The following is a 19,757-nucleotide window of genomic DNA, read 5'->3' as shown; positions in this document are numbered from 1 at the left end:
GGTGGTGCCAGCATACGATAAGCATCTAAAAAATAATAGCCTCAAGGCCTAGGCGCCCATGATTTTCCAGCCATACCAGCCGAACGCCACTAGCCACGCCAGCAAGACCGCCAGCCCCGGCAGCAATAGCCATTTTGCTGCCGTCTCTTCCCACGTCACATACGGCTTGCCGCCGCGCGCGATGGCCAGCAGCGCTTGTCCCCCGTTCAAGCCGGCAAACGGCAGCAGGTTGAAGGCGCACAGTTTCAACGAGAACAGGGTGAACACCAGCGCAAAGCCGTGCGTGCGGGCAAAGGTTTCCCCTTCCCCCAGCAATTCCTGCGCCGTCGACAACGGCGCCAGCGCGCCATGGAAGATTTGCCCGAAGGCGGCGACAAAGCTGTCCCAGCCCGACGCTCCCATGATGCCCAGTGACAATGCCAGCAGCACGGCCACGCCGCTCAATGGCAGCAGCACCTGCTTCCACAACGGCTGGAAGTTATAGGCGTCAAGACAGGGATCGTCGTCATACAGGGTTTCCTCGCGCGTATCTTTCAGCACCACATTGCCGGCCAGGGGCAGCAGCTTGACGTGGACTTTCCCCCAGCTCAGCAAAGTCGGTCCCACGCCATAGCTGACACTGCGGACCGTGATGCCGAACAGCCTGGCGCAGGCCGCCATGACGGAAATGTGGATCAACATGAAGATGAGGAGGCAAAGCAGCAACTGGAAGGCGGGAGGCATCAGATACGGTGTCCTGGAGGAAAGAGAGCGGTATTAGAACATGTCGCAGGGAAAAGTCGCGCACATGAAAAAAGCCCCGCCTGCATCGCTGCAGCCGGGGCTTTCGAATGACTGGGCAGCTTGCGCCGCCCGCTATCACTTACAGCACTTCGCTGGCGTGATCGGCCAGGCGCGAGCGCTCGCCGCGCGCCAGGGTGACGTGGCCGCTGTGGGTCCAGCCCTTGAAGCGGTCGACCACGTAGGTCAGGCCGCTCGAGCCTTCCGTCAGGTATGGCGTGTCGATCTGCGCGATGTTGCCCAGGCACAGGATCTTCGTGCCGGGACCGGCACGCGTGACCAGGGTCTTGACCTGTTTCGGCGTCAAGTTTTGCGCTTCGTCAATGATCAGGAACTTGTTGACGAATGTGCGGCCGCGCATGAAGTTGAGCGACTTGATCTTGATGCGCGAACGGATCAGGTCTTGCGTTGCCGCACGGCCCCATTCGCCGCCATCGGAGTCGGACTTGTTCAGCACTTCCAGGTTGTCGTCGAAGGCGCCCATCCATGGCGACATCTTTTCCTCTTCCGTGCCTGGCAGGAAACCGATGTCTTCGCCCACCGGTACCGTGACGCGGGTAACGATGATTTCATTGTAGAGCTTGGTTTCCAGCACTTGCGCCAGACCGGCGGCCAGGGCCAGCAGGGTCTTGCCGGTACCGGCCTGGCCCAGCAGGGTGACGAAGTCGCATTCCGGGTTCATCAGCAAGTTCAGCGCGAAGTTCTGCTCGCGGTTGCGCGCCGTCACGCCCCATACATTGTTCTTCGTGTGGCTGAAGTCGCGCAGGGTTTGCAGCACGGCCGTCTTGCCGTTGATCTGTTTCACCTGGCCATAGAATGGCGTTTCGCCGTTTTTCGGTTCCAGGTAGATGAACTGGTTGACCAGCAACGATGGAATGAACGGGCCCGTCACGCGGTAGAAGGTGGAGCTGTAGCCGTTCTTGCTTTCCTGCCACGATTCCATGTCCTTGCCGTGCTTGTTCCAGAAGTCGTCCGGCAATTGCACGATGCCCGAGTACAGCAAATCCGTATCTTCCAGCACATGGTCGTTGAAGTAATCTTCGGCCGGCAAGCCCAGGGCGCGCGCCTTGATGCGCATGTTGATGTCTTTCGACACCAGCACCACGGGGCGGCCATCCTGCTCCGACTCGAGCGAACGCACGACGGCGAGGATCTGGTTGTCGGCCTTGCCCACTGGCAAGCCAGCCGGCAAGTCGGCGCTTTGCAGGCGCGTCTGGAAGAACAAACGGCCCTTGGCATCCTTGTTGCCCAGCTTGGACAGCAGGATGCCGTGTTCGATAGCGTCGTCATCCGTATTGCTGATCAGGGCGTCCAGGGTGCGCGACACCTGGCGTGCATTGCGCGCCACTTCCGTCATGCCCTTTTTATGGTTGTCCAGCTCTTCCAGGGTCATCATCGGCAGGTACACATCGTGTTCCTCGAAGCGGAACAGCGACGATGGATCGTGCATCAGCACGTTCGTGTCGAGCACGAACAGCTTGCTGATGCCGCGCTGGTCGGCGGCGCGGCTGGCGGATGACTTGAGCTGGACTTCGACCGCCTTGTGCTTGGCCGGATGCGGCTGCTCGACTTGCTTGACGGACTTGATCGGCGTGACCTTGCCTTTGGCTGCCGGCTTGGCTTTCGCTGCAGGCGCAGCCACAACGGCCGGCGCGGCCGCAACGGGCGCAGGTGCCGCAACGGCGGGTACAGGCTTGGCGACCATCAGGGCCGCCACTTGCTTGATCTTCGTGGCCGCATTGCGGACTGGCTTGGCAACTTCGGCGATCGCCGCTTCAATGATCGGTGCAGCCACTTTCTTGGCTGCCGGGGTTTTGGTGGCCGGGCGCGCTGCGCCTGCGGTTGGGTAATCTTGGGTGGCCAGGATGGTGGCTGGCTTGCTCGGTAATTTTGGCAGTGGCATCAGGATCTCAATCAAAAAATTTCTGGAATGAATCGCCCATGGGCAGCCAGCTTCTGGCGGCACTTCTCATGGGGTGGATGCGGGGGAACAACAATGCTACAGGACGAGTAACTGCCGGAAGGCCGGCAGCATGGCCGGTCATGGACGCCATCGGCGGGCTGCAGGCCCGCCTGGCGGAGTGGATGGAGGCGCTTCGTTGACTCAAAATGGCGATAGGTACCGTGAACTGAACTGCGGTTGAACTAAGCTCGCTGGAAGCCGGCAACGCGCATTGGATCAAAATAGACGATCAATTCAGATGCGCTACGAATTCCAGCACTTCTTCCACGTGAGTTGCGACCTTCACGCCTCTCCATTCTTTCACCAATCGGCCCTGGGCGTCAATCACAAACGTGCTGCGCTCGACGCCACGGACCGTCTTGCCGTACATCTGTTTCATCTTCATGACGTTAAACAGCAGGCAAACGGCTTCGTCCGGGTCGGAAATGAGCTCGAATGGCAGCTCCAGCTTGGCTTTGAAGCTTTCGTGCGAGCGCAGGGAATCGCGGCTGATGCCGTAGATTTCCACGCCGGCAGCGACGAATTGCGAATACGCATCGCGAAAGGCAATGTTTTCCGTGGTGCAGCCAGGGGTGTTGTCCTTCGGATAGAAAAACAGCACCGTGGCCTTGGCCGGGCGGCCCAGCAACTGAAAGGTCTTGCCGCTGGTCATCGCGGCGCTAAAGTCGGGTATGCTAACGAGGGATTGGCTATCAGCCACAGGTTCTCTCCTGAACGGTCATCATCAGCGCTGTTTTTAACCTGGCAACGCATCCAGGTGCAACAATACAGCATTCAGGCCGCTTTGCCCTGCACAATCAGGCGTCCCGAACGGCCTGGCAGCTCATCCCAGGTGACGGGACAAACGGGCAAGTCCGTATTTTTTATCTTTTCATAATAATCGCCCATCGCTGCAAACTGGTAGCCCTGGGCTTTCCAGCCAGCCAGCAGTTGTTCGAAAATGGGGGCGAGTTTCTGACCTTCAAGTTCCGCATGCAAGGTATATACGTGATCGCGCGGGTTGTCGGCCGTCAGCGACAATATATGCGCGGCAACATTTCCGGTTGTAATCAGTTTGCCGTCGATTTCGCAGCCCAGCAATTCATCCAGGGTGGGCAGGGTGGTGGGCAATTGCACGCATTGCAGGATCGTGTTGCCGTTGCGCACGCGGTGCGGGCCATTGCTTGGATGCACCATGGCGCCGCGCGCGTCGAGCATGGCGCGGCCATCGGAGGCAAAGCGGTAGCCGGCCGTGTCGTGTTCGACAAAGGCGCTGACATTCATTTGCCAGCCGGCCGCGCCGTGCGTGTGCGGCTTTGTTCCAAACACTTGTTCGTAGCGGTTGGCGGCCTTGCGCATCATGTTGATGGTCCAGGCGGCGTTGCGCTTGGCCACGTTGTCTTGCCACAGGGTGTGATCCCAGGTGTGGATGCCGCACTCGAAACCGGCATCGCGCACGGCGCGCAATTGCGCCGCGCATTGCTTGCCGATATCGGGTCCCGGCAGCAAAGTGCCGTACATCAATGTTTTCAAGCCGTAGTGCTCGACCACCGAGGTGCGCGATACCTTGCTGAAAAAGCCGGGCTTCAAGGCGCGCCGCAGGGCCCAGCCCGTGTGGTCGGGGCCCAGCGAGAACAGAAAGGTGGCCTTGGCCTGGTGCGCGGCCAGCATGCGCACCAGGTTGCCCATGCCTTCACGGGTGCCGCGATAGGTATCGACGTCGATTTTCAGGGTCAGGAACGGCTTGCTCAACATTAATCCATCAGTGCTTTGGCTTGGGCTACCTGGCTGCGGTAGGCGTCGAAAATGTTGCGCAGGGAATCGGCCATGGTGGTGGTCGGCGCCCAGCCCAGTTCTTCGCAGGTATTCGTGATTTTCGGCACGCGGTTTTGCACGTCCTGGTAGCCGGCGCCGTAGTAGGCACCCGAGGTCGTTTCCACGATTTTCACGTGTTTCGCGCCTTCGGCGTATTCCGGGTATTCGGCGGCCAGGGTCAGCATCATGCCGGCCAGGTCGCGGATCGAATAGTTATTGGTCGGATTGCCAATGTTGTAGATCTTGCCGCTGGCGATGCCGTTCTTGTTGGCGATGATGCGGATCAGTGCATCGATGCCGTCGTCAATGTAGGTGAACGCGCGTTTCTGCGCGCCGCCGTCGACCAGCGAGATGTTCTCGCCGCGCACGATGTGGCCGAAGAATTGCGTCACCACGCGCGAGGAACCTTCTTTCGGCGTGTGGATCGAATCCAGGCCGGCGCCGATCCAGTTGAAGGGACGGAACAGGGTGAAGTTCAAGCCTTCCATGCCGTAGCCCCAGATCACGCGGTCCATCAGCTGCTTGGCGTTCGAATAGATCCAGCGCGGCTTGTTGATCGGGCCGCAGATCAGTTCCGAGTTTTCCGGGTCGAATTCCTCGTCATGGCACATGCCATACACTTCCGAGGTCGACGGGAAGACCAGGTGCTTGCCGTACTTGGCGGCCGAGCGCACGATCGGCAGGTTGGCTTCGAAGTCCAGTTCGAAGACGCGCAGCGGCTGCTTGACGTAGGTCGAAGGCGTGGCGATGGCGACCAGGGGCAGGATCACGTCGCATTTCTTGACGTGGTATTCGACCCATTCCTTGTTGATCGTGATGTCGCCTTCGAAGAAGTGCATGCGCGACTTGTAGTTGTCATCTTCCAGCAATTCCGTGATGCGGTCCGTGTTCATGTCCATGCCGTAGACATGCCAGTCGGTGGTTTCCAGGATGCGCTTGGACAGGTGATGGCCGATGAAGCCGTTGACGCCTAAGATGAGGACTTTTTTCATGTGAGATTCTCTTGAGTGATATCAGTGTGTGCTGACGCGGGTGGTCAGACTTGCTTGCAATTGCTGAGCCGAAATCGGCTCCCCGGCAGCCCTCAGCGCGGAAATGGCCAGCATGCGGCCGTCTCCGCAGACGCCAAAGATGCAATTATCCACTACCGCCAAGCCCGGTGGCAAACTTCCTGCGGAATGCTTGCTCAAACGGGCTTTTTCGATAATGTAAATGACATCATTGACTTCGGTGAAGGCGCCGGGATAGGGGGGCGCGACGGCCCGGTGCAGGTTGTAAACCTGCTGCGCGGGTAACTTCCAGTCGATCCTGCCATCTTCGGGCTTGCGGCCGCCAAAGTAGCCGCCCTGGCGCAAATCGTTGAGCTGGCGCGGCGCGGTGCCGTCCAGCAAGGCCGGCAGCACGTTCCACAAGGTTTGTTCCGCCGCCACGGTGACCTTGCCGAAGACTTCGAAGGCCGTGTCGTCGGGCAGGATGGGCACGGCCGTTTGCGCGACGATGGCGCCGGCATCGGGCTTGACTGTCATTTCATGCAGGGTGGCGCCCGTTTGCGGGGCGCCATGCAGCACGGCCCAGTTGACGGGCGCGCGGCCGCGGAACGCCGGCAGCAGCGAGCCGTGCATATTGTAGGCGGGCGCGACTTCCAAGATGCTAGCCGGCAACATGTGGCGGTAGTAAAAACTGAACAGCATGTCCGGTGTTGCCGCCTGCACCTGCGCCAGCAGCTCGGGCGCGCGGGCGTCCGATGGCGTGATGTACGGGATGCCTTCCGCCTGGCACAGGCTGGCGACGGATTCGAACCACAGGTTTTCCGTGGGGCTGTCTTCGTGCGTGACGACGAGGGCGATGTCGACGCCGCCGGCCAGCAGCACCTTGATGCAGCGCACTCCCACATTGTGGTAGCCGAAGACGACGGCGCGCGGGGCGCCCATCAGCGGCCCACCTGGCGTTTTTCTAGGCGCACATACGATGGCGCCTCGGCTTCCGCCTGCGTCATGCCGTCCTGCAAGATGGTTTGCACCACGTAGCGGGGACGGGCGCGCACTTGCTGGAAGATGCGTCCCACGTATTCGCCCACCAGGCCGATGCCGAACAGGATCACGCCCATGAAGAAGAAAGCGATGGCGAACAGGGTAAACACGCCTTCGGCTTCCGCGCCCAGCAGGAAGCGGCGTATCAGAAGGAAGATCACCAGCAATGCCGAGCCCAGCGACATCGCCATCCCCAGCATCGAAAAGATTTGCAGGGGAATCAGCGAAAAGCCCGTGACCAGGTCGAAATTGAGGCGGATCAGGCTGTACAGCGAGTATTTCGATTCGCCGGCCGCCCGTTCCTCGTGCTCGACGATGATTTCCGTGGGCTTGCGGGCAAACGTGTAGGCCAGGGCGGGCACGAAGGTATTGACTTCGGCGCACTGATTGACCAGGTCGATCACGTTGCGGCCATACGCGCGCAGCATGTTGCCCTGGTCCGTGATCTTGATGTTGGTGATGCGTTCGCGCAGGCGGTTCATCATCTTCGAGGCCAGCGTGCGCCAGGCGGAATCTTGCCGCTTGCGCCGGATCGAGCCCACGTAATCGTAGCCTTCGCGCATCTTCGCCACCAGGTTGCCGATTTCTTCGGGCGGGTTCTGCAGGTCGGCGTCGAGCGTGATCATGATTTGTCCGCGCGACGCTTCAAAACCGGCCAGGATGGCCATGTGCTGGCCATAATTGCCGTTGAACAAGACTACGCGCGTGACATCCGGGCGCTGGCGGAACTGTTCCGCCAGGATGGGCACCGAATTGTCGCGGCTGCCATCGTTGACGAAGATGATTTCGTAGCTCGTCTGGAGGGCGTCGAGGGCCGGATACAGGCGGGCGAACAGGCTGGCCAGGCCATCTTGCTCGTTGTAGATCGGAATGATAATGGACAGTTCAGGTTTCATCGGCGCGCTGCTCATTTGATGAGAATGGATTTGACGGTGGCGACGGCGCGTTCCACGTCCTGTGTCGTCATGGCGTAGAACATCGGCAAGGTCACGGTCAGGCGGCCGATCTTTTCCGAGACGGGGAACATGCCCTCGGTAAAGCCGCGTTCGCGGTACATGGTAAACAGGTGGATCGGTGCGTAATGATAGCCCGTTCCCACGTTTTGCTGCGCCATCGCCTGCATGAAGGCGGCGCGCGTGCCGGGGCCATTATCGGGCAGGATGATCTGGAACAAATGCCAGTTGCTGTTTTCAAAGTCCTGCACGGGCAGCTGGGCGCCGCTGGCCGCTTCGAAATCGCTGCCGAATTGTGCGAAATAGTGGCGTGCCAGCGCGCGGCGGTGGGCCGTGATCGCGTCGATGTTGGCAAACTGGCCCAGGCCGATGGCGGCCATGATGTCGCTCATGTTGTACTTGCCGCCCAGCACATCGACATCGATGCCGTCGACGCCGCTGCGCGTCACGCCCTGCAGCCGGTATTTCTCGGCCAGTTTCGCTTCTTCCAGGTTGTTGAGGACGAGGCAGCCGCCTTCACCCGTGGTGATGTTCTTGTTGGCCTGGAAGCTGAACGAGACGAAGTCGCCAAACGCACCGATGCGCTTGCCTTTCCAGGTGGAGCCGAACGCTTGCGCCGCGTCTTCCACGACCCGTAAATTGTACTTTTCAGCAATCGCGTACAGGCGGTCCATGTCGACGGGCAAGCCGGACAGGTAGACGGGGATGATGGCTTTCGTGCGCGGGGTGATGGCCGCTTCCAGCTTGTCGAGGTCGATATTGCGCGTAACGGGATCGATATCGGCAAACACGGGCGTGGCGCCCACTTCGATGATGACGTTGGCCGTCGCTACCCACGACACGGGGGTGGTGATGACTTCGTCGCCGGGTTTGACGCCTGCGATGCGCAGCGCGATTTCCATGGTGCAGGTGCCCGAATTGAAGGTGCGCACGGGGCGCCCGCCGAAATACTCGGACAGCTGGGCTTCGAAGGCCTGCACTTTCGGGCCGCTGGTGATCCAGCCCGAGCGCAGCACTTCGCCGACGGCGGCGATGGTCGCTTCATCGATGGTGGGTTTGGAAAAGGGCAAAAAGGGCAGGGTAGAGGTCATGGGGCGCAGTTCTTGGATCTGTATTGTGTCAGGGTATCGGCATCGCCGACGCTGCCAGTGCCGTGAAAAGGCGCCGGCAGGCATGGCTATTTTATATCGTCAGTATGGCGGCGCAGCTTTTCAGCGGTGAAAAATCCTGCTGATGCGGGGGCGGGGCAAGCTGGCCGGGGGCGCGATCCGTGCTGCCTCGCGCCCCAGGTAAATATTTACTTGTTGGCAATGACCATGCGGCGCGCATCTTCGGCAATCACACGCATGGGCACGCCACGCCCCTGCAATTCCTTGTAGCGGTACAGGCTGATAATCGCCATGTCGTGCACGCCGGCATTGGCATCGTTCGTCCATTGCGCGATGAAAGGCTCGATGTTCGGGATGGACAGTTCGGGCTGCTGTTTCAGGCCAAACGTAAACTCATCCCAGTAATCGACGAGGATCACGGGCCGCTGCAGGTAATACGTCAGCGACTGTTCATAGATGCCGATCGAATAGAGCTTGGTGTCGGCTGTCAGTTCGGCCTGGATCTGCGGCAGCATGTCGGTGCCTGCGCGGTTCTGGCCATACAGTTCGGAGCCGGCCAGGATGCAGTGCGTGGCCAGGAAGCCGGCGCCGGCAATCGTCAGCACCGTCATGTCGCGGCGCAACTGGCGCGCATGCAGCAAGGCCAGGGCGCCGCCGGCCAGGGCGAAGAAGCCGGCCGCCATCAGCCATGGCTGGTAGCCCTTCAGCGCGACCAGGGCTTCCGCGTCGCGTGCGCTGGCCTTGCTGAAGGCGATCGGTCCGCCGATCAGGATGGCCGCGCCCAGCGCGCACAGCAGGCCGGCGGCGAACAGACGCTGGCGGCGCGAGGCCGATTCCAGGTACAGCGCCACCAGCAGGGCCAGCGCCGGGAAGATGGGCACGATGTAGCCAGGCAGCTTCGAGGTCGAATAGCTGAAGAAGAAGAAAATGAAGACGGCCCAGACGAGCAGCATCAGGCGGGGCTGGAAGGCGCCTTCCTGGCGCTTGAAGGCGGCGGCCAGGCTTTGCGGCAGCACGCCTATCCATGGCAGGATGCCGGGAATGAGCAGCACCAGGAAGTAATACCAGGCGCCTTCGCGCTTGTGGCCCTTCATCAGGAAGCGCTGGAAATGCTCGTGGATGAAGAAGAAATGCGGCTGTTCCGGATTGCGCAGGGCGACCAGCACGAACCACGGCGTGGCGACGGCAAAGAACACCAGCAAGCCCTTGACAAGGTGCAGCCGCGTCCAGATGCGCCAGTCGCGTGCGCACAGCGAATACAGCACCAGCACGGCGCCCGGCAGCACGATGCCGATCAGGCCCTTGGCCAGCACGGCCAGCGCCATGGCGGCCCAGCAGGCCAGCATCCAGTTGCGCCGCTCGATCTCCGTGGCGTCGTCGCGCTGGGCGATCAGCAGGCTGCCCAGGGTAAGGGTCATCATGCCCGACAGGCCCATGTCCAGCGAATTGATCTGGCCGGAAGCGAGCCAGAACAGGCTCGACGCCAGCACCAGGCCAGCATACAGGCCTACGCGCGGGCCAAACACTTTCTTGCCCGCGTAGGCCGTCATGCACACGCCGATGATGCCGCACAGGCCAGTCCACAGGCGCGCCTGCCATTCGCCCAGGCCGAAGGCGGCGAAGGTCAGCGCATTCATCCAGGTTTGCAGCGGCGGCTTTTCAAAGTACTTGATGCCGTTCAGGCGCGTGGTGATCCAGTCGCCCGTGACGAACATTTCGCGCGCCATCTCGGCGTAGCGGCCTTCGTCGGGCGGTACCAGGGTGCGCACGCCCAGCGCATACAGGGTGACGACGATGAAGATGCCCAGCAGCGACCACATCAGCACCCGCGACGAGTGCAGCTCGTTGACATTGATTTTCATGCGGCCTTGCCCGCGGCCGGGGCCAGGATCAGTGCCAGCGTGACCTTGCGGCCTTCGCCCATGAGGATATTGTAGGTGCGGCAGGCGGCCTGGCTATCCATGCATTCGACGCCGATGCGGCGCATGGTCAGCGCGGCCGTCAGCTTCGGATGCACGAAGCGCTGGCGCTCGCCCGTGCCGAGGATGACCACGTCGGGCGCATCGGCGAGGATTTGCGCGAAATGCGCCTCGTTCAATTGCTCGAAACTGTCCACTTCCCACGCCCGCGGGGGCGTTTCCGGCATGACGATCAGGCTGTAGTTGTACGGCTGGGCATTGATCTCGACGCCGTTTTCGTCATAGCCGGTGACAGTCTGGTATTGTTGGGTGCTGCTGGCGTGGAGTTTCATGGCGATATCGGGGCTGGTCGTGTCGGTTGATCGGTGCGCGCGCGGCCAAACTGGGTGCCGCGGCCAAGGGCGTAAGCATGCCATAAATGACAGAAAAGAGCGACTGAAAAGCAACATCCTTTCCAAATTGCAATCTTCGGCGCCACAGTGGGACTGCCTGCTGGCGCCATGGTAATGCTGCCAGATTAAGGGAAGATGAAGATGGCGCGTGCCGGATTGCCGTCCGGAGGCGCCGGCGTGGCAGAATCAGCGTCAAATGCTGGGGTTGGCCATGTTTAATTTGATAAAATGGCCTGTTTTCGGCGAGAATGGTTGTTTTCGCCTTGCAGTCTTTCGCATCGCAGTTTCACGGGTTCATAGTTCTGGCGCGGCTATCATGCTGCAAGTTCTGCTTACCGCGCCGCATCACGACAGGGATTTATTTTGCGACCGATTCAGAAATCGAATAAATTGGCGGACGTCTGCTACGACATCCGCGGCCCGGTCCTGGAAAAATCCAGGCAAATGGAAGAAGAAGGCCACAAGATCACCAAGCTCAATATCGGCAACCTGGCCGTATTCGGCTTCGATCCGCCGGACGAGATCGTGCGCGACATGATGCTCAACCTGCAAAATGCCGCCGGCTATACGGATTCGAAAGGCATGTTCGCGCCGCGCAAGGCCGTCATGCACTATACGCAGGGCAAGAACATCGCCGGCGTGACCATCGATGACATTTATTTGGGCAATGGCGCTTCCGAACTGATCGTCATGTCGATGAACGCCCTGCTCAACAGCGGCGACGAAGTGCTCGTGCCGGCGCCCGATTACCCGCTGTGGACGGCCGCCGTCAGCCTGTCGGGCGGCAATCCCGTGCATTATGTGTGCGACGAGCAGAACGAGTGGTATCCCGACATCGAGGACATGCGCCGCAAGATCACGCCGCAGACCAAGGCTATCGTCGTCATCAACCCGAACAATCCGACGGGCGCGCTGTATCCGGTTTCCGTGCTGCTGCAGATCGTCGAACTGGCGCGCCAGCACCAATTGATCATTTTCGCCGACGAGATCTACGACAAGGTGCTGTACGACGAAGCCGAGCACGTGTCGATCGCCTCGCTGGCCGACGACGTGCTGTTCATCACCATGAACGGCTTGTCGAAGAATTACCGCTCCTGCGGCTACCGTTCCGGCTGGATGGTGGTCTCGGGCGAAAAGCGCCACGCAAAAGATTACATCGAGGGCCTCAACATGCTGGCCTCGATGCGGCTATGCGCCAACGCGCCGGGGCAGTTTGCCATCCAGACGGCGTTAGGCGGCTACCAGAGCATACAAGACCTGGTGGGGCCCGGCGGGCGCCTGCTGAAACAGCGCGACCTGGCGCACAAGCTGCTGACCGATATCCCGGGCGTCACCTGTGTCAAGCCGAAGGCCGCGCTGTACATGTTCCCGCGCCTGGACCCGGAGATCTACCCGATCGCCGACGACCAGCAGTTTGCCTATGAATTACTGGCCGAAGCGAAGGTCCTGATCGTGCAGGGCACGGGCTTCAACTGGATCGCGCCCGACCATTTCCGCGTCGTCTTCCTGCCCAACTCCGATGACCTGACCGAGGCCATGGGCCGCATTGCGCGCTTCCTCGAAGGTTACCGCAAGCGCCATAGCCGGGGCTGAGCCAGACAGTAGCAATACCGATCAACCTGGCGCCGCCCAAGGGGGCGCCACTTATGAGCAGTCAAGCACACTATGAAATCCATCAAGATCGGCCTGCTGGGCCTGGGCAATGTCGGTTACGGCACGTTCAGCGTCCTGAAACGCAACCAGGAAGAAATCAAGCGCCGCGCGGGCCGCGGCATTGAAGTCGTCGCCGTCGCCGTGCGCGACATGGCGCGCGCCGAAGCGCTCGTCGCCGGCGGCTGCAAGGTCGTCAATGACCCTTACCTGATCGTCAACGATCCCGAGATCGACATCGTCGTCGAACTGATCGGCGGCTACGACCTGTCGAAAACCCTGGTGATGCAGGCGATTGCCAACGGCAAGCACGTGGTCACGGCCAACAAGGCCCTGCTGGCCGTGCACGGCAATGAAATCTTCGCCGCCGCCCAGGACAAGGGCGTGATGGTGGCCTTTGAAGCGGCCGTCGCCGGCGGCATCCCCATCATCAAGGCGCTGCGCGAAGGCTTGACGGCCAACCGCATCGAATGGATCGCCGGCATCATCAACGGCACCACCAATTTCATCCTGTCCGAGATGCGCGACAAGGGCCTCGATTTCGCCACCGTGCTGAAACAGGCGCAGGAACTGGGCTACGCGGAAGCCGACCCCACCTTCGACATCGAAGGCGTCGATGCCGCGCACAAGGCCACCATCATGTCGGCCATCGCCTTCGGCATCCCGGTGCAGTTTGACAAGGCCTACGTGGAAGGCATCAGCAACCTCAATGCCGTCGACATCCGCTACGCCGAGCAGCTGGGCTACCGCATCAAGCTGCTGGGCATCACCAAGCGCGCCACCGTCAACGGCGTGGAAGGCATCGAGCTGCGCGTGCATCCGACCCTGATCCCGGCCAAGCGCCTGATCGCCAACGTGGAAGGCGCCATGAACGCGGTGCTGGTGCATGGCGACGCCGTCGGCGCCAGCCTGTACTCGGGCCGCGGCGCGGGCGCCGAGCCGACCGCTTCGTCGGTGATCGCCGACCTGGTCGACATCACCCGCCTGGCCACGGCCGACCCGGAACACCGCGTGCCGCACCTGGCGTTCCAGCCGAACGCGATGACCGACATCGCCATCCTGCCGATGTCGGAAATCACCACCAGCTACTACCTGCGCATGCACGTGGCCGACCAGCCGGGCGTGCTGGCCGACCTGACGCGCATCCTGGCCGAACGGGGCATCTCGATCGACGCCATGCTGCAAAAAGAGCCGGCCGAAGGCGAGACGCATACGGACATCATCATGCTGACGCACCAGACGCAGGAAAAGAACGTCACGGCCGCCATCGAGAAGATGGAAGCGTTAAATAGCGTGGTGGGCACGGTCACCAAGATCCGCCTGGAAAACCTCAGCTGAGCGTTTTCAGCGATCCATGCAAAACGGCGCCCGCGGGCGCCGTTTTTCCATCCGATGACTGTCTTAATGCTGCGGTACGTCGGGCGCGCCGACGGGGCCCACATCCATGCCGTCATAGCTGGCCAACTGGTTTTCCTGCGCAAACGCCATCAGTTCGCCATTGCGCGCGTGCAGGCTGTCGACGCCATGCACTTCGGCCTTTTCCACGTGCAGTACCCACACGGGCGGTGCCGCCGGATCGTCGAGTTCCGGCTGGTACAGTTCCACCGGCCGGTAGCCCTGCAGCGCCAGCACGGTGGCGGCCTGCTCCAGCGGTTCGGAAGTCGGGTTGGTGAAGTAATAGCCCCACAGCAGCGGCTGGGACAGGTCCCAGGGCGCGTTCTCGGCGATGTTGGCGAACAGTTCGCTTACGTCTTCTTTGGTCATCATGGCGGAATCTTTCAGTCAATTTCAGGGCGAGATCTTAACATCGGTGCCCGTGGCGCGCCATGCGCCCATAAAAAAAACCGGCTATGCAGCCGGTTTCTTATCAGCCGTTGCAACGGCTGGATGCTGATGCGCGCGAGCGTGAATCAGAACTTGTAGCGCAGGCCGATCGACAGCATGTCGGCTTTCAGCTTGGCGTCATCGCCGTTTGCTACCTTGCCGAAGTTTTCGTATTCCGCGACCAGCGACAGTTTTTTGTCAAAGTGGTAGGCGGCACCGATGCCAAAGATGGCGGAGGTCTTGTTGGTCGAGTCGTTAACGTTCTCACCAACGACGCTGACTTTGGTGCGGTTTTGCGACACGCCAGCCTTGGCGAACAGCGAGAACTGTTCGTTCAGTGGCAGGGTGCCGGTGGCGGCAACGTAGAATGCATGGCTTTTCACGTCCAGTTTATCACCGTCGAAGGTTGTCGTCAGTTTGCCAAAGTCGACGTAGCCGGCTTCCGCGCCGAAGTTTTGCGTGAAGTCGTAGCCTGCATAAGCTTTGTAGCCGGTATTGCTTTTCTTGGTCGAACCTGCTTCATCGATGGACAGCTTCATTTCCGAACGGCCGACGTTGGCGCCGATGTAGGTGCCTTCGGCTTGAGCGAACAAAGGGAATGCCAGGGCGGCGCCTACGACTGCTGCAAACAATTGCTTTTTCATATTGATCCTAGGTAATTAATGCGGAGAGACTGCCTCGCCGCTTAATGGGAGCCGAATTGTATAGGGATGAATATGTTTATGTAAGGCAATTATTTAAAAAATATTAGAAATAAACTACGTGTTGTTTTTGGGCAACGCTTCGTGTCGAATGACTATCTGTGCCGGACATCATGCGGCACCGCCAAAATGCACGCTGACTTTCAAGCCTTGGCCATTTTCCGCCGTCTCCAGCTCCAGGCGCGCGCCGTGCAGGGCGGCGATGTCGCGCACGATGGCTAAACCTAGCCCCGCGCCGCCTGGATTGCTCTCGAGCGCCGTGCCGACGCGGTAGAACGGCGTGAATACGCGTTCGCGCTCGGCCGGCGGGATGCCCTTGCCGCTGTCTTCCACCTCCAGCACGGCGCCGTGTTCGTGGCCGTTCCCCGTCTGCGCCGCGCGAACGCGCAGGATCACGCTGCCGCCCTGCGGCGTGTAGCGCAGGGCGTTGTCGACCAGGTTGGCCACCAGTTCATGCAGCAGCAGGGCCTGGCCATGCACGGGCGCTTCGTCGGGCGCTTCCAGCGACAGGTCGATTTGCCTGCCGACGGCGGCCATGGCCATTTCCAGTCCCACCTGCTGCGCCACGTCGCGCAAGGAGACGGTGTCCATCGCCAGGCTGTCGCCGCCATGCTCGATGCGCGCCAGGGTCAGGAGGCGGTTGGCCAGCAGCACGGTCGAATCGGTGGTGGCGGCGATCGAGCGCACGATGTCGCGCAGGGCGGCGATGTCCGGCGGCGCGCCCGCTTGGCGGTCGCACTCGCGCATGGCCAGTTCGGCCTGGGTTTTCAGCACCGTCAGCGGCGTGCGCAATTGGTGCGAGGCGTCGGCGATGAAGCGGCGCTGGCTGGCGATCAGCTGCTGCAGGCGCGACATGGAACCGTTCATGGCGCTCACCAGAGGGCGCATTTCCTTGTGTACCAGCGTGGGATCGACGTCGGACAGGTCGGACAGGGTGCGCGTCTCGACCTCCGTTTTCAAGCGCATCAGCGGACGCAGCACCAGGCGCACGGCAAACCACACGAGGGCGCCCATCACCAGTATCATCGCCGCCTGCCAGCTCAGGGTGTCGAACAGGATCTGGTTCGACAGGCCGCGCCGCGCGTCCAGCGTCTCGGCCACCTGGATCAGGGCGATGCCGCGCATCGAGTCGTCGTACACGGGTTGCAGCAGGGCGGCGATGCGGATCGGCTTGCCGTGGTAGTCGGCGTGGTAGAAGCGCACCAGGGCGGGATAATTCTGCGAGCGGGGCACGTTTTTCGGCACGGGCGGCAAGTCGCCATAGCCCGACACCAGTTCGCCGTTGATGCCCGTCACCTTGTAGTAGATGCGGCCCAGGGTATCGGTTTCGAAGCTGTCGAGCGCCACGTAAGGCACTTCGGCCACCACCTTGCCGCCCACGATGGAGACGCGCTCGGCCAGCGCCCGCGTCGACGCCAGCAAGGAGCGGTCGTAGGCCATGTCGGCCGCGTCGAGCGCGTTGCGGTACACAAAGACGGCATCGAGCAGCACCAGCATCACCAAGGGGATGAGCAGCCAGCGCAGCAGCTGGCTGCGCAGGCTGCCCAGCGGCCGGCCCTGCGCCCAGCGCCGGCGCAGGCGTTCGAGCATGGGCGGGCGTGGGGCGCGCACGGTCATTTCGGCGCGGCCGGCGCCATGGCGCTGCGCGGCTGCAGAAGGTAGCCGATGCCACGCAGGGTGGTGATGACGGCGCCGTCGGGCGAGCCGCTTTCCACGCCGCTTTCCAGCTTCTTGCGCACGCGGTGGATATACAGTTCGATGGCGTCCAGGTTGGCGTCGTCGGCCAGCGCAAAGACTTCGTCGAACAGCTTTTCCTTCGACACGGCGCGCCCCGAGCGCGTGATCAGCGCTTCGAGCACGGCGTGTTCGCGCGGGGTCAGGGGAAACGGAGCGCCGGCATAGCTGAACATGCGCGTGACGGTGTCGAAACTGAGGGCGCCGCAGGTATGCACGAGGGCTTCGTTGCCCTGGCTGCGGCGCAGCAGGGCTTTCACGCGCGCTTCCAGTTCGGCCAGCTCGAACGGCTTGGCCATGTAGTCGTCGGCGCCCAGGTTCAGGCCCTGCACTTTTTCATCCAGGCCGCCGCGCGCAGTGAGTATCATGACGGGAGTCTTGCCGCGCGTGCCGCCGCGCGCGCGCAGGCGGCGCAGCACGTCCAGGCCATCCATCTTCGGCAGGGTCAGGTCGAGCAGCACCAGCGAGTACTCCTGCGTGTGCAGCAGGGCGTCGGCATCGGCGCCGTTGTGGGCGGTCTCCACCGTCAGGTGCGCGTCGCGCAGGGCCTTTGCCAGCCAGTGCGACAGCTCCAGATGGTCTTCCACTAATAATATGCGCATGGTCTCCGCCATTCGTTGAAATGGATGCAGTGTAAGCCTGCCGGCGCTGCGCCGACAGGGGCGGCGATGAATATGTTTGTCCCCTTTGTGGCTGGCTGGCGACACCTGTCAGTCTGAAAGCGAATTGAAAGGATCGCGCTCATATAGTGTGATCCTGATTCATGAAATTGATCAGGCATATCACTAATAACTATATCTAAGGGAGATACTCTACATGAAGAAGACCGCATACTCGCTGGCCGCTCTGGCTGTCCTGGCCGCCGCTGGCAGCGCCCAGGCACAATCGAACGTCACCCTGTACGGCCGCCTGGACGCCGGCGTCAGCACCACCAGCAACGCCGGTCCGAACAAAAGCTCGATGACGCAAGTGAGCTCCGGCGGCATGAACACCTCGCGCTGGGGCATCCTGGGCAGCGAAGACCTGGGCGGCGGCCTGAAAGCCGTCTTCAATCTGGAAGGCGGCATCCTGGTCGACACGGGCGCGGCCGACGGCGCGCTGTTCAAGCGCCAGGCCAACGTGGGCCTGGAAGGCGCGTTTGGCCGCGTCGTGCTGGGCCGCTCGTTCACCACCGTGTATGACTTCGTGCTGCCGTTCGATCCGATGGCCTATGCGCCGTTCTATTCGTGGGCTACTTCGGCCAACGCGACGGGCCCGAGCAAATACGGCATGACGACGGCCTTCGACAATATGGTCAAGTATTCGGGCAAGACGGGCGACTTCAGCTACGGCGCATCGTACGGCTTCGGCGAGCAGTCGACGGGCAACTCGGACAGCGCCAAGCTGTCCACGGCCGTCACCTACAAGACCGGTCCTGTCAGCCTGCTGGCCACGTATGAGCAGGTGAACGGCAATGCCATTGCCGGCGGCGCGCGCGACAAGACCACGGTGTACCACCTGGGCGCCATGTATGACGACGGCCCGTGGAAAGTGCAGGCTGCGGCGCGCGACTACAAGCTCGATCCGGCCGCCGCCGGCAAGGCCGACGTGCGCGGCACCCTGTACTGGGGCGGCGTCAGCTACAAGACCACGCCGGTGATCACCCTGACGGGCGTGATCTACTACCAGGACGTGAAAAACGTGGTCGCCAACCTCAATGCCGATCCGATCATGTACGTGGCGCGCGTGCGTTATGCGCTGTCCAAGCGCACCGACCTGTACGTGGCCGGCGCCTACGCCAAGGCCAAGCACAACCAGCTGGTCAGCCTGTCGCGTGACGATGCCGGTTTCGGCGACACGCAGCGCGGCCTGATCGCCGGCATCCAGCACCGCTTCTAAGGCATGACGATGCTGCGCTCCCTGCTCCTGTCGTTGCTGTGCCTGCTGCCTGCCGTGGCGGGGGCGCAGGCGTCGGCGCCGGCCGAGTGCGTGGTGCCGTCCAAGCCGGGCGGCGCCATGGACCTGACCTGCAAGCTGGCGAAAAAAGGCCTGGCGCAGGAGGGCGCGGCAGCCGCCATGGCGCCGATGCGCATCAGTTATCTGCCCGGCGGCATCGGCGCCGTGGCCTGGCACTCGATGGGTTCGCAGCGCCGCCGCGCGGAGCCGAACACCCTGGTGGCCTTTTCGGGCGGCTCGCTGCTGAATCTGGCGCAGGGCAAGTTCGGCAATGCCAAGGCGGGTGACGTGCGCTGGGTGGCGGCGCTGGGCGCCGACTACGGCATGATCGCCGTGCGCAGCGATTCGCCCTACAAGACGCTGGGCGACCTGATCGCGGCATTGCGGCAGCATCCGGACAAGGTGCTGATCGGCGTCTCCGGCACCATCGGCAGCCAGGACTGGCTGAAGATGGCGCTGGTGGCGCGCCAGGCCGGCATCGATCCGAAAGTGCTGCGTTTTGTCGCGCTCGAAGGCGGCGGCGAAGTGTTTACGGCGATGCAGGCCGATTATGTGCAGGTGGTCTCGGGCGACACGTCCGAAGCCACCCTGAACGCCAGCGCCAACCATGCGCGCGTGCTGGCGGTGCTGTCGGAGAAGCGCCTGCCGGGCGTGCTGGCCGGCGTGCCGACGGCGCGCGAACAAGGCGTCGACGTGGTCTGGCCCATCATCCGCGGCGTGTGGATGGGGCCCCAGGTGCCGGAGGCGGACTACCAGCGCTGGGTGGCCACCTTTGACCGCGTCATGGCCACGCCGCAGTTTGCGGAATGGCGCGCGCAGGCCGGCCTGTATCCATTTGCCCTGACGGGGCCGAAGCTGACCGCGTATGTCAGGAAGGCGGTCGATGAGTATACGAGGCAGGCAAATGAGCTTGGCCTGATGCGCTGAACGACATTCCATTAAATAAAAAACCTATTCATAGACGGAGACAACC

Annotated in this window: 18 protein-coding genes; 4 read left to right on the top strand and 14 right to left on the bottom strand. The window is 62.0% G+C overall.

Annotated elements, in window-relative coordinates:
• Nucleotides 1–48: 48 nt before the first annotated feature.
• From BZG29_RS21780 to BZG29_RS21735, 10 genes are all read right to left on the bottom strand, one after another.
• Nucleotides 49–723: a site-2 protease family protein gene (locus BZG29_RS21780; RefSeq protein ID WP_077407501.1), complete on the bottom strand. Its 675-nt coding sequence runs from the start codon at nt 721–723 to the stop codon at nt 49–51.
• A 139-nt stretch (nt 724–862) separates the two neighbouring features.
• Entirely contained in the window at nt 863–2,683 is a 1,821-nt protein-coding gene (locus tag BZG29_RS21775) for a PhoH family protein (RefSeq protein ID WP_077407499.1), read from the bottom strand.
• A gap of 289 nt (nt 2,684–2,972) precedes the next feature.
• Entirely contained in the window at nt 2,973–3,395 is a 423-nt protein-coding gene (locus BZG29_RS21770) for a peroxiredoxin (RefSeq protein WP_217916808.1), read from the bottom strand.
• 122 nt (nt 3,396–3,517) lie between these two features.
• Nucleotides 3,518–4,477 carry a polysaccharide deacetylase family protein gene (locus tag BZG29_RS21765; RefSeq protein WP_077407497.1) on the bottom strand — a complete coding sequence of 320 codons (960 nt, stop codon included), beginning with the start codon at nt 4,475–4,477 and terminating at the stop codon, nt 3,518–3,520.
• The gene (locus BZG29_RS21760) at nt 4,477–5,529 is read right to left on the bottom strand and encodes a bifunctional UDP-4-keto-pentose/UDP-xylose synthase (RefSeq protein ID WP_070290550.1); all 1,053 of its coding nucleotides are present in this window, start codon (nt 5,527–5,529) and stop codon (nt 4,477–4,479) included. The genes BZG29_RS21765 and BZG29_RS21760 overlap by 1 nt, the downstream gene beginning before the upstream one ends.
• Nucleotides 5,530–5,550: 21 nt before the next feature.
• Nucleotides 5,551–6,468, bottom strand: coding sequence for a formyltransferase (locus BZG29_RS21755; RefSeq protein ID WP_077407495.1), 918 nt, complete (start codon nt 6,466–6,468; stop codon nt 5,551–5,553).
• Nucleotides 6,468–7,463, bottom strand: coding sequence for a glycosyltransferase (locus tag BZG29_RS21750; protein ID WP_077409228.1), 996 nt, complete (start codon nt 7,461–7,463; stop codon nt 6,468–6,470). The genes BZG29_RS21755 and BZG29_RS21750 overlap by 1 nt, the downstream gene beginning before the upstream one ends.
• Nucleotides 7,464–7,474: 11 nt before the next feature.
• Nucleotides 7,475–8,611, bottom strand: coding sequence for a DegT/DnrJ/EryC1/StrS aminotransferase family protein (locus tag BZG29_RS21745; protein WP_077407493.1), 1,137 nt, complete (start codon nt 8,609–8,611; stop codon nt 7,475–7,477).
• A gap of 206 nt (nt 8,612–8,817) precedes the next feature.
• Complete coding sequence (locus BZG29_RS21740) at nt 8,818–10,491, bottom strand: glycosyltransferase family 39 protein (protein WP_077407491.1); 1,674 nt, start codon at nt 10,489–10,491, stop codon at nt 8,818–8,820.
• The gene (locus BZG29_RS21735) at nt 10,488–10,880 is read right to left on the bottom strand and encodes an Mth938-like domain-containing protein (protein WP_070311121.1); all 393 of its coding nucleotides are present in this window, start codon (nt 10,878–10,880) and stop codon (nt 10,488–10,490) included. The genes BZG29_RS21740 and BZG29_RS21735 overlap by 4 nt, the downstream gene beginning before the upstream one ends.
• 423 nt (nt 10,881–11,303) lie before the next feature.
• Here BZG29_RS21735 and BZG29_RS21730 point away from each other — a divergent pair, with 423 nt between their 5' ends.
• Together BZG29_RS21730 and BZG29_RS21725 are read left to right on the top strand one after the other, a co-directional pair.
• Nucleotides 11,304–12,533: a pyridoxal phosphate-dependent aminotransferase gene (locus BZG29_RS21730; RefSeq protein WP_077407489.1), complete on the top strand. Its 1,230-nt coding sequence runs from the start codon at nt 11,304–11,306 to the stop codon at nt 12,531–12,533.
• Nucleotides 12,534–12,605: 72 nt separating this feature from the next.
• Nucleotides 12,606–13,928 (top strand): homoserine dehydrogenase, encoded by a 1,323-nt coding sequence (locus BZG29_RS21725; protein ID WP_077407487.1) that lies wholly within the window; start codon nt 12,606–12,608, stop codon nt 13,926–13,928.
• A gap of 63 nt (nt 13,929–13,991) precedes the next feature.
• On the opposite strand, the gene BZG29_RS21720 is transcribed toward BZG29_RS21725, so the two are convergent.
• The 4 genes from BZG29_RS21720 to BZG29_RS21705 form a co-directional block, all read right to left on the bottom strand.
• Nucleotides 13,992–14,357: a ribonuclease E inhibitor RraB gene (locus BZG29_RS21720; RefSeq protein WP_077407485.1), complete on the bottom strand. Its 366-nt coding sequence runs from the start codon at nt 14,355–14,357 to the stop codon at nt 13,992–13,994.
• 143 nt (nt 14,358–14,500) lie between these two features.
• On the bottom strand, nt 14,501–15,058 hold the full coding sequence (locus BZG29_RS21715) for an outer membrane beta-barrel protein (RefSeq protein WP_077407483.1): 558 nt from the start codon (nt 15,056–15,058) through the stop codon (nt 14,501–14,503).
• Nucleotides 15,059–15,226: 168 nt separating this feature from the next.
• The gene (locus tag BZG29_RS21710; RefSeq protein WP_150131148.1) at nt 15,227–16,705 is read right to left on the bottom strand and encodes a sensor histidine kinase; all 1,479 of its coding nucleotides are present in this window, start codon (nt 16,703–16,705) and stop codon (nt 15,227–15,229) included.
• A gap of 23 nt (nt 16,706–16,728) precedes the next feature.
• Nucleotides 16,729–17,451, bottom strand: a complete 723-nt coding sequence (locus BZG29_RS21705) for a response regulator (protein WP_077409227.1) — start codon at nt 17,449–17,451, stop codon at nt 16,729–16,731.
• Between the two features lie 214 nt (nt 17,452–17,665).
• On the opposite strand from BZG29_RS21705, the gene BZG29_RS21700 reads away from it, so the two are divergent.
• Both BZG29_RS21700 and BZG29_RS21695 read left to right on the top strand, forming a co-directional pair.
• Entirely contained in the window at nt 17,666–18,727 is a 1,062-nt protein-coding gene (locus BZG29_RS21700; protein ID WP_077407479.1) for a porin, read from the top strand.
• A 3-nt stretch (nt 18,728–18,730) separates the two neighbouring features.
• Nucleotides 18,731–19,711, top strand: coding sequence for a tripartite tricarboxylate transporter substrate-binding protein (locus BZG29_RS21695; protein WP_077407477.1), 981 nt, complete (start codon nt 18,731–18,733; stop codon nt 19,709–19,711).
• Nucleotides 19,712–19,757 lie beyond the last annotated feature (46 nt).

The organism is Janthinobacterium sp. LM6 (assembly GCF_002002885.1).
GTDB classification, from domain to species: Bacteria; Pseudomonadota; Gammaproteobacteria; order Burkholderiales; family Burkholderiaceae_D; genus Janthinobacterium; species Janthinobacterium kumbetense.
This window is presented reverse-complemented; position numbering and strand designations above follow the sequence as displayed.

Bases quoted from the DNA above. Each gene is read 5' to 3' on its own strand.
- BZG29_RS21780 (WP_077407501.1), bottom strand. From the start codon at position 723: ATGCCTCCCGCCTTCCAGTTGCTGCTTTGCCTCCTCATCTTCATGTTG.
- BZG29_RS21775 (WP_077407499.1), bottom strand. From the start codon at position 2,683: ATGCCACTGCCAAAATTACCGAGCAAGCCAGCCACCATCCTGGCCACC.
- BZG29_RS21770 (WP_217916808.1), bottom strand. From the start codon at position 3,395: ATGACCAGCGGCAAGACCTTTCAGTTGCTGGGCCGCCCGGCCAAGGCC.
- BZG29_RS21765 (WP_077407497.1), bottom strand. From the start codon at position 4,477: ATGTTGAGCAAGCCGTTCCTGACCCTGAAAATCGACGTCGATACCTAT.
- BZG29_RS21760 (WP_070290550.1), bottom strand. From the start codon at position 5,529: ATGAAAAAAGTCCTCATCTTAGGCGTCAACGGCTTCATCGGCCATCAC.
- BZG29_RS21755 (WP_077407495.1), bottom strand. From the start codon at position 6,468: ATGGGCGCCCCGCGCGCCGTCGTCTTCGGCTACCACAATGTGGGAGTG.
- BZG29_RS21750 (WP_077409228.1), bottom strand. From the start codon at position 7,463: ATGAAACCTGAACTGTCCATTATCATTCCGATCTACAACGAGCAAGAT.
- BZG29_RS21745 (WP_077407493.1), bottom strand. From the start codon at position 8,611: ATGACCTCTACCCTGCCCTTTTTGCCCTTTTCCAAACCCACCATCGAT.
- BZG29_RS21740 (WP_077407491.1), bottom strand. From the start codon at position 10,491: ATGAAAATCAATGTCAACGAGCTGCACTCGTCGCGGGTGCTGATGTGG.
- BZG29_RS21735 (WP_070311121.1), bottom strand. From the start codon at position 10,880: ATGAAACTCCACGCCAGCAGCACCCAACAATACCAGACTGTCACCGGC.
- BZG29_RS21725 (WP_077407487.1), top strand. From the start codon at position 12,606: ATGAAATCCATCAAGATCGGCCTGCTGGGCCTGGGCAATGTCGGTTAC.
- BZG29_RS21720 (WP_077407485.1), bottom strand. From the start codon at position 14,357: ATGATGACCAAAGAAGACGTAAGCGAACTGTTCGCCAACATCGCCGAG.
- BZG29_RS21715 (WP_077407483.1), bottom strand. From the start codon at position 15,058: ATGAAAAAGCAATTGTTTGCAGCAGTCGTAGGCGCCGCCCTGGCATTC.
- BZG29_RS21710 (WP_150131148.1), bottom strand. From the start codon at position 16,705: ATGCTCGAACGCCTGCGCCGGCGCTGGGCGCAGGGCCGGCCGCTGGGC.
- BZG29_RS21705 (WP_077409227.1), bottom strand. From the start codon at position 17,451: ATGCGCATATTATTAGTGGAAGACCATCTGGAGCTGTCGCACTGGCTG.
- BZG29_RS21700 (WP_077407479.1), top strand. From the start codon at position 17,666: ATGAAGAAGACCGCATACTCGCTGGCCGCTCTGGCTGTCCTGGCCGCC.
- BZG29_RS21695 (WP_077407477.1), top strand. From the start codon at position 18,731: ATGACGATGCTGCGCTCCCTGCTCCTGTCGTTGCTGTGCCTGCTGCCT.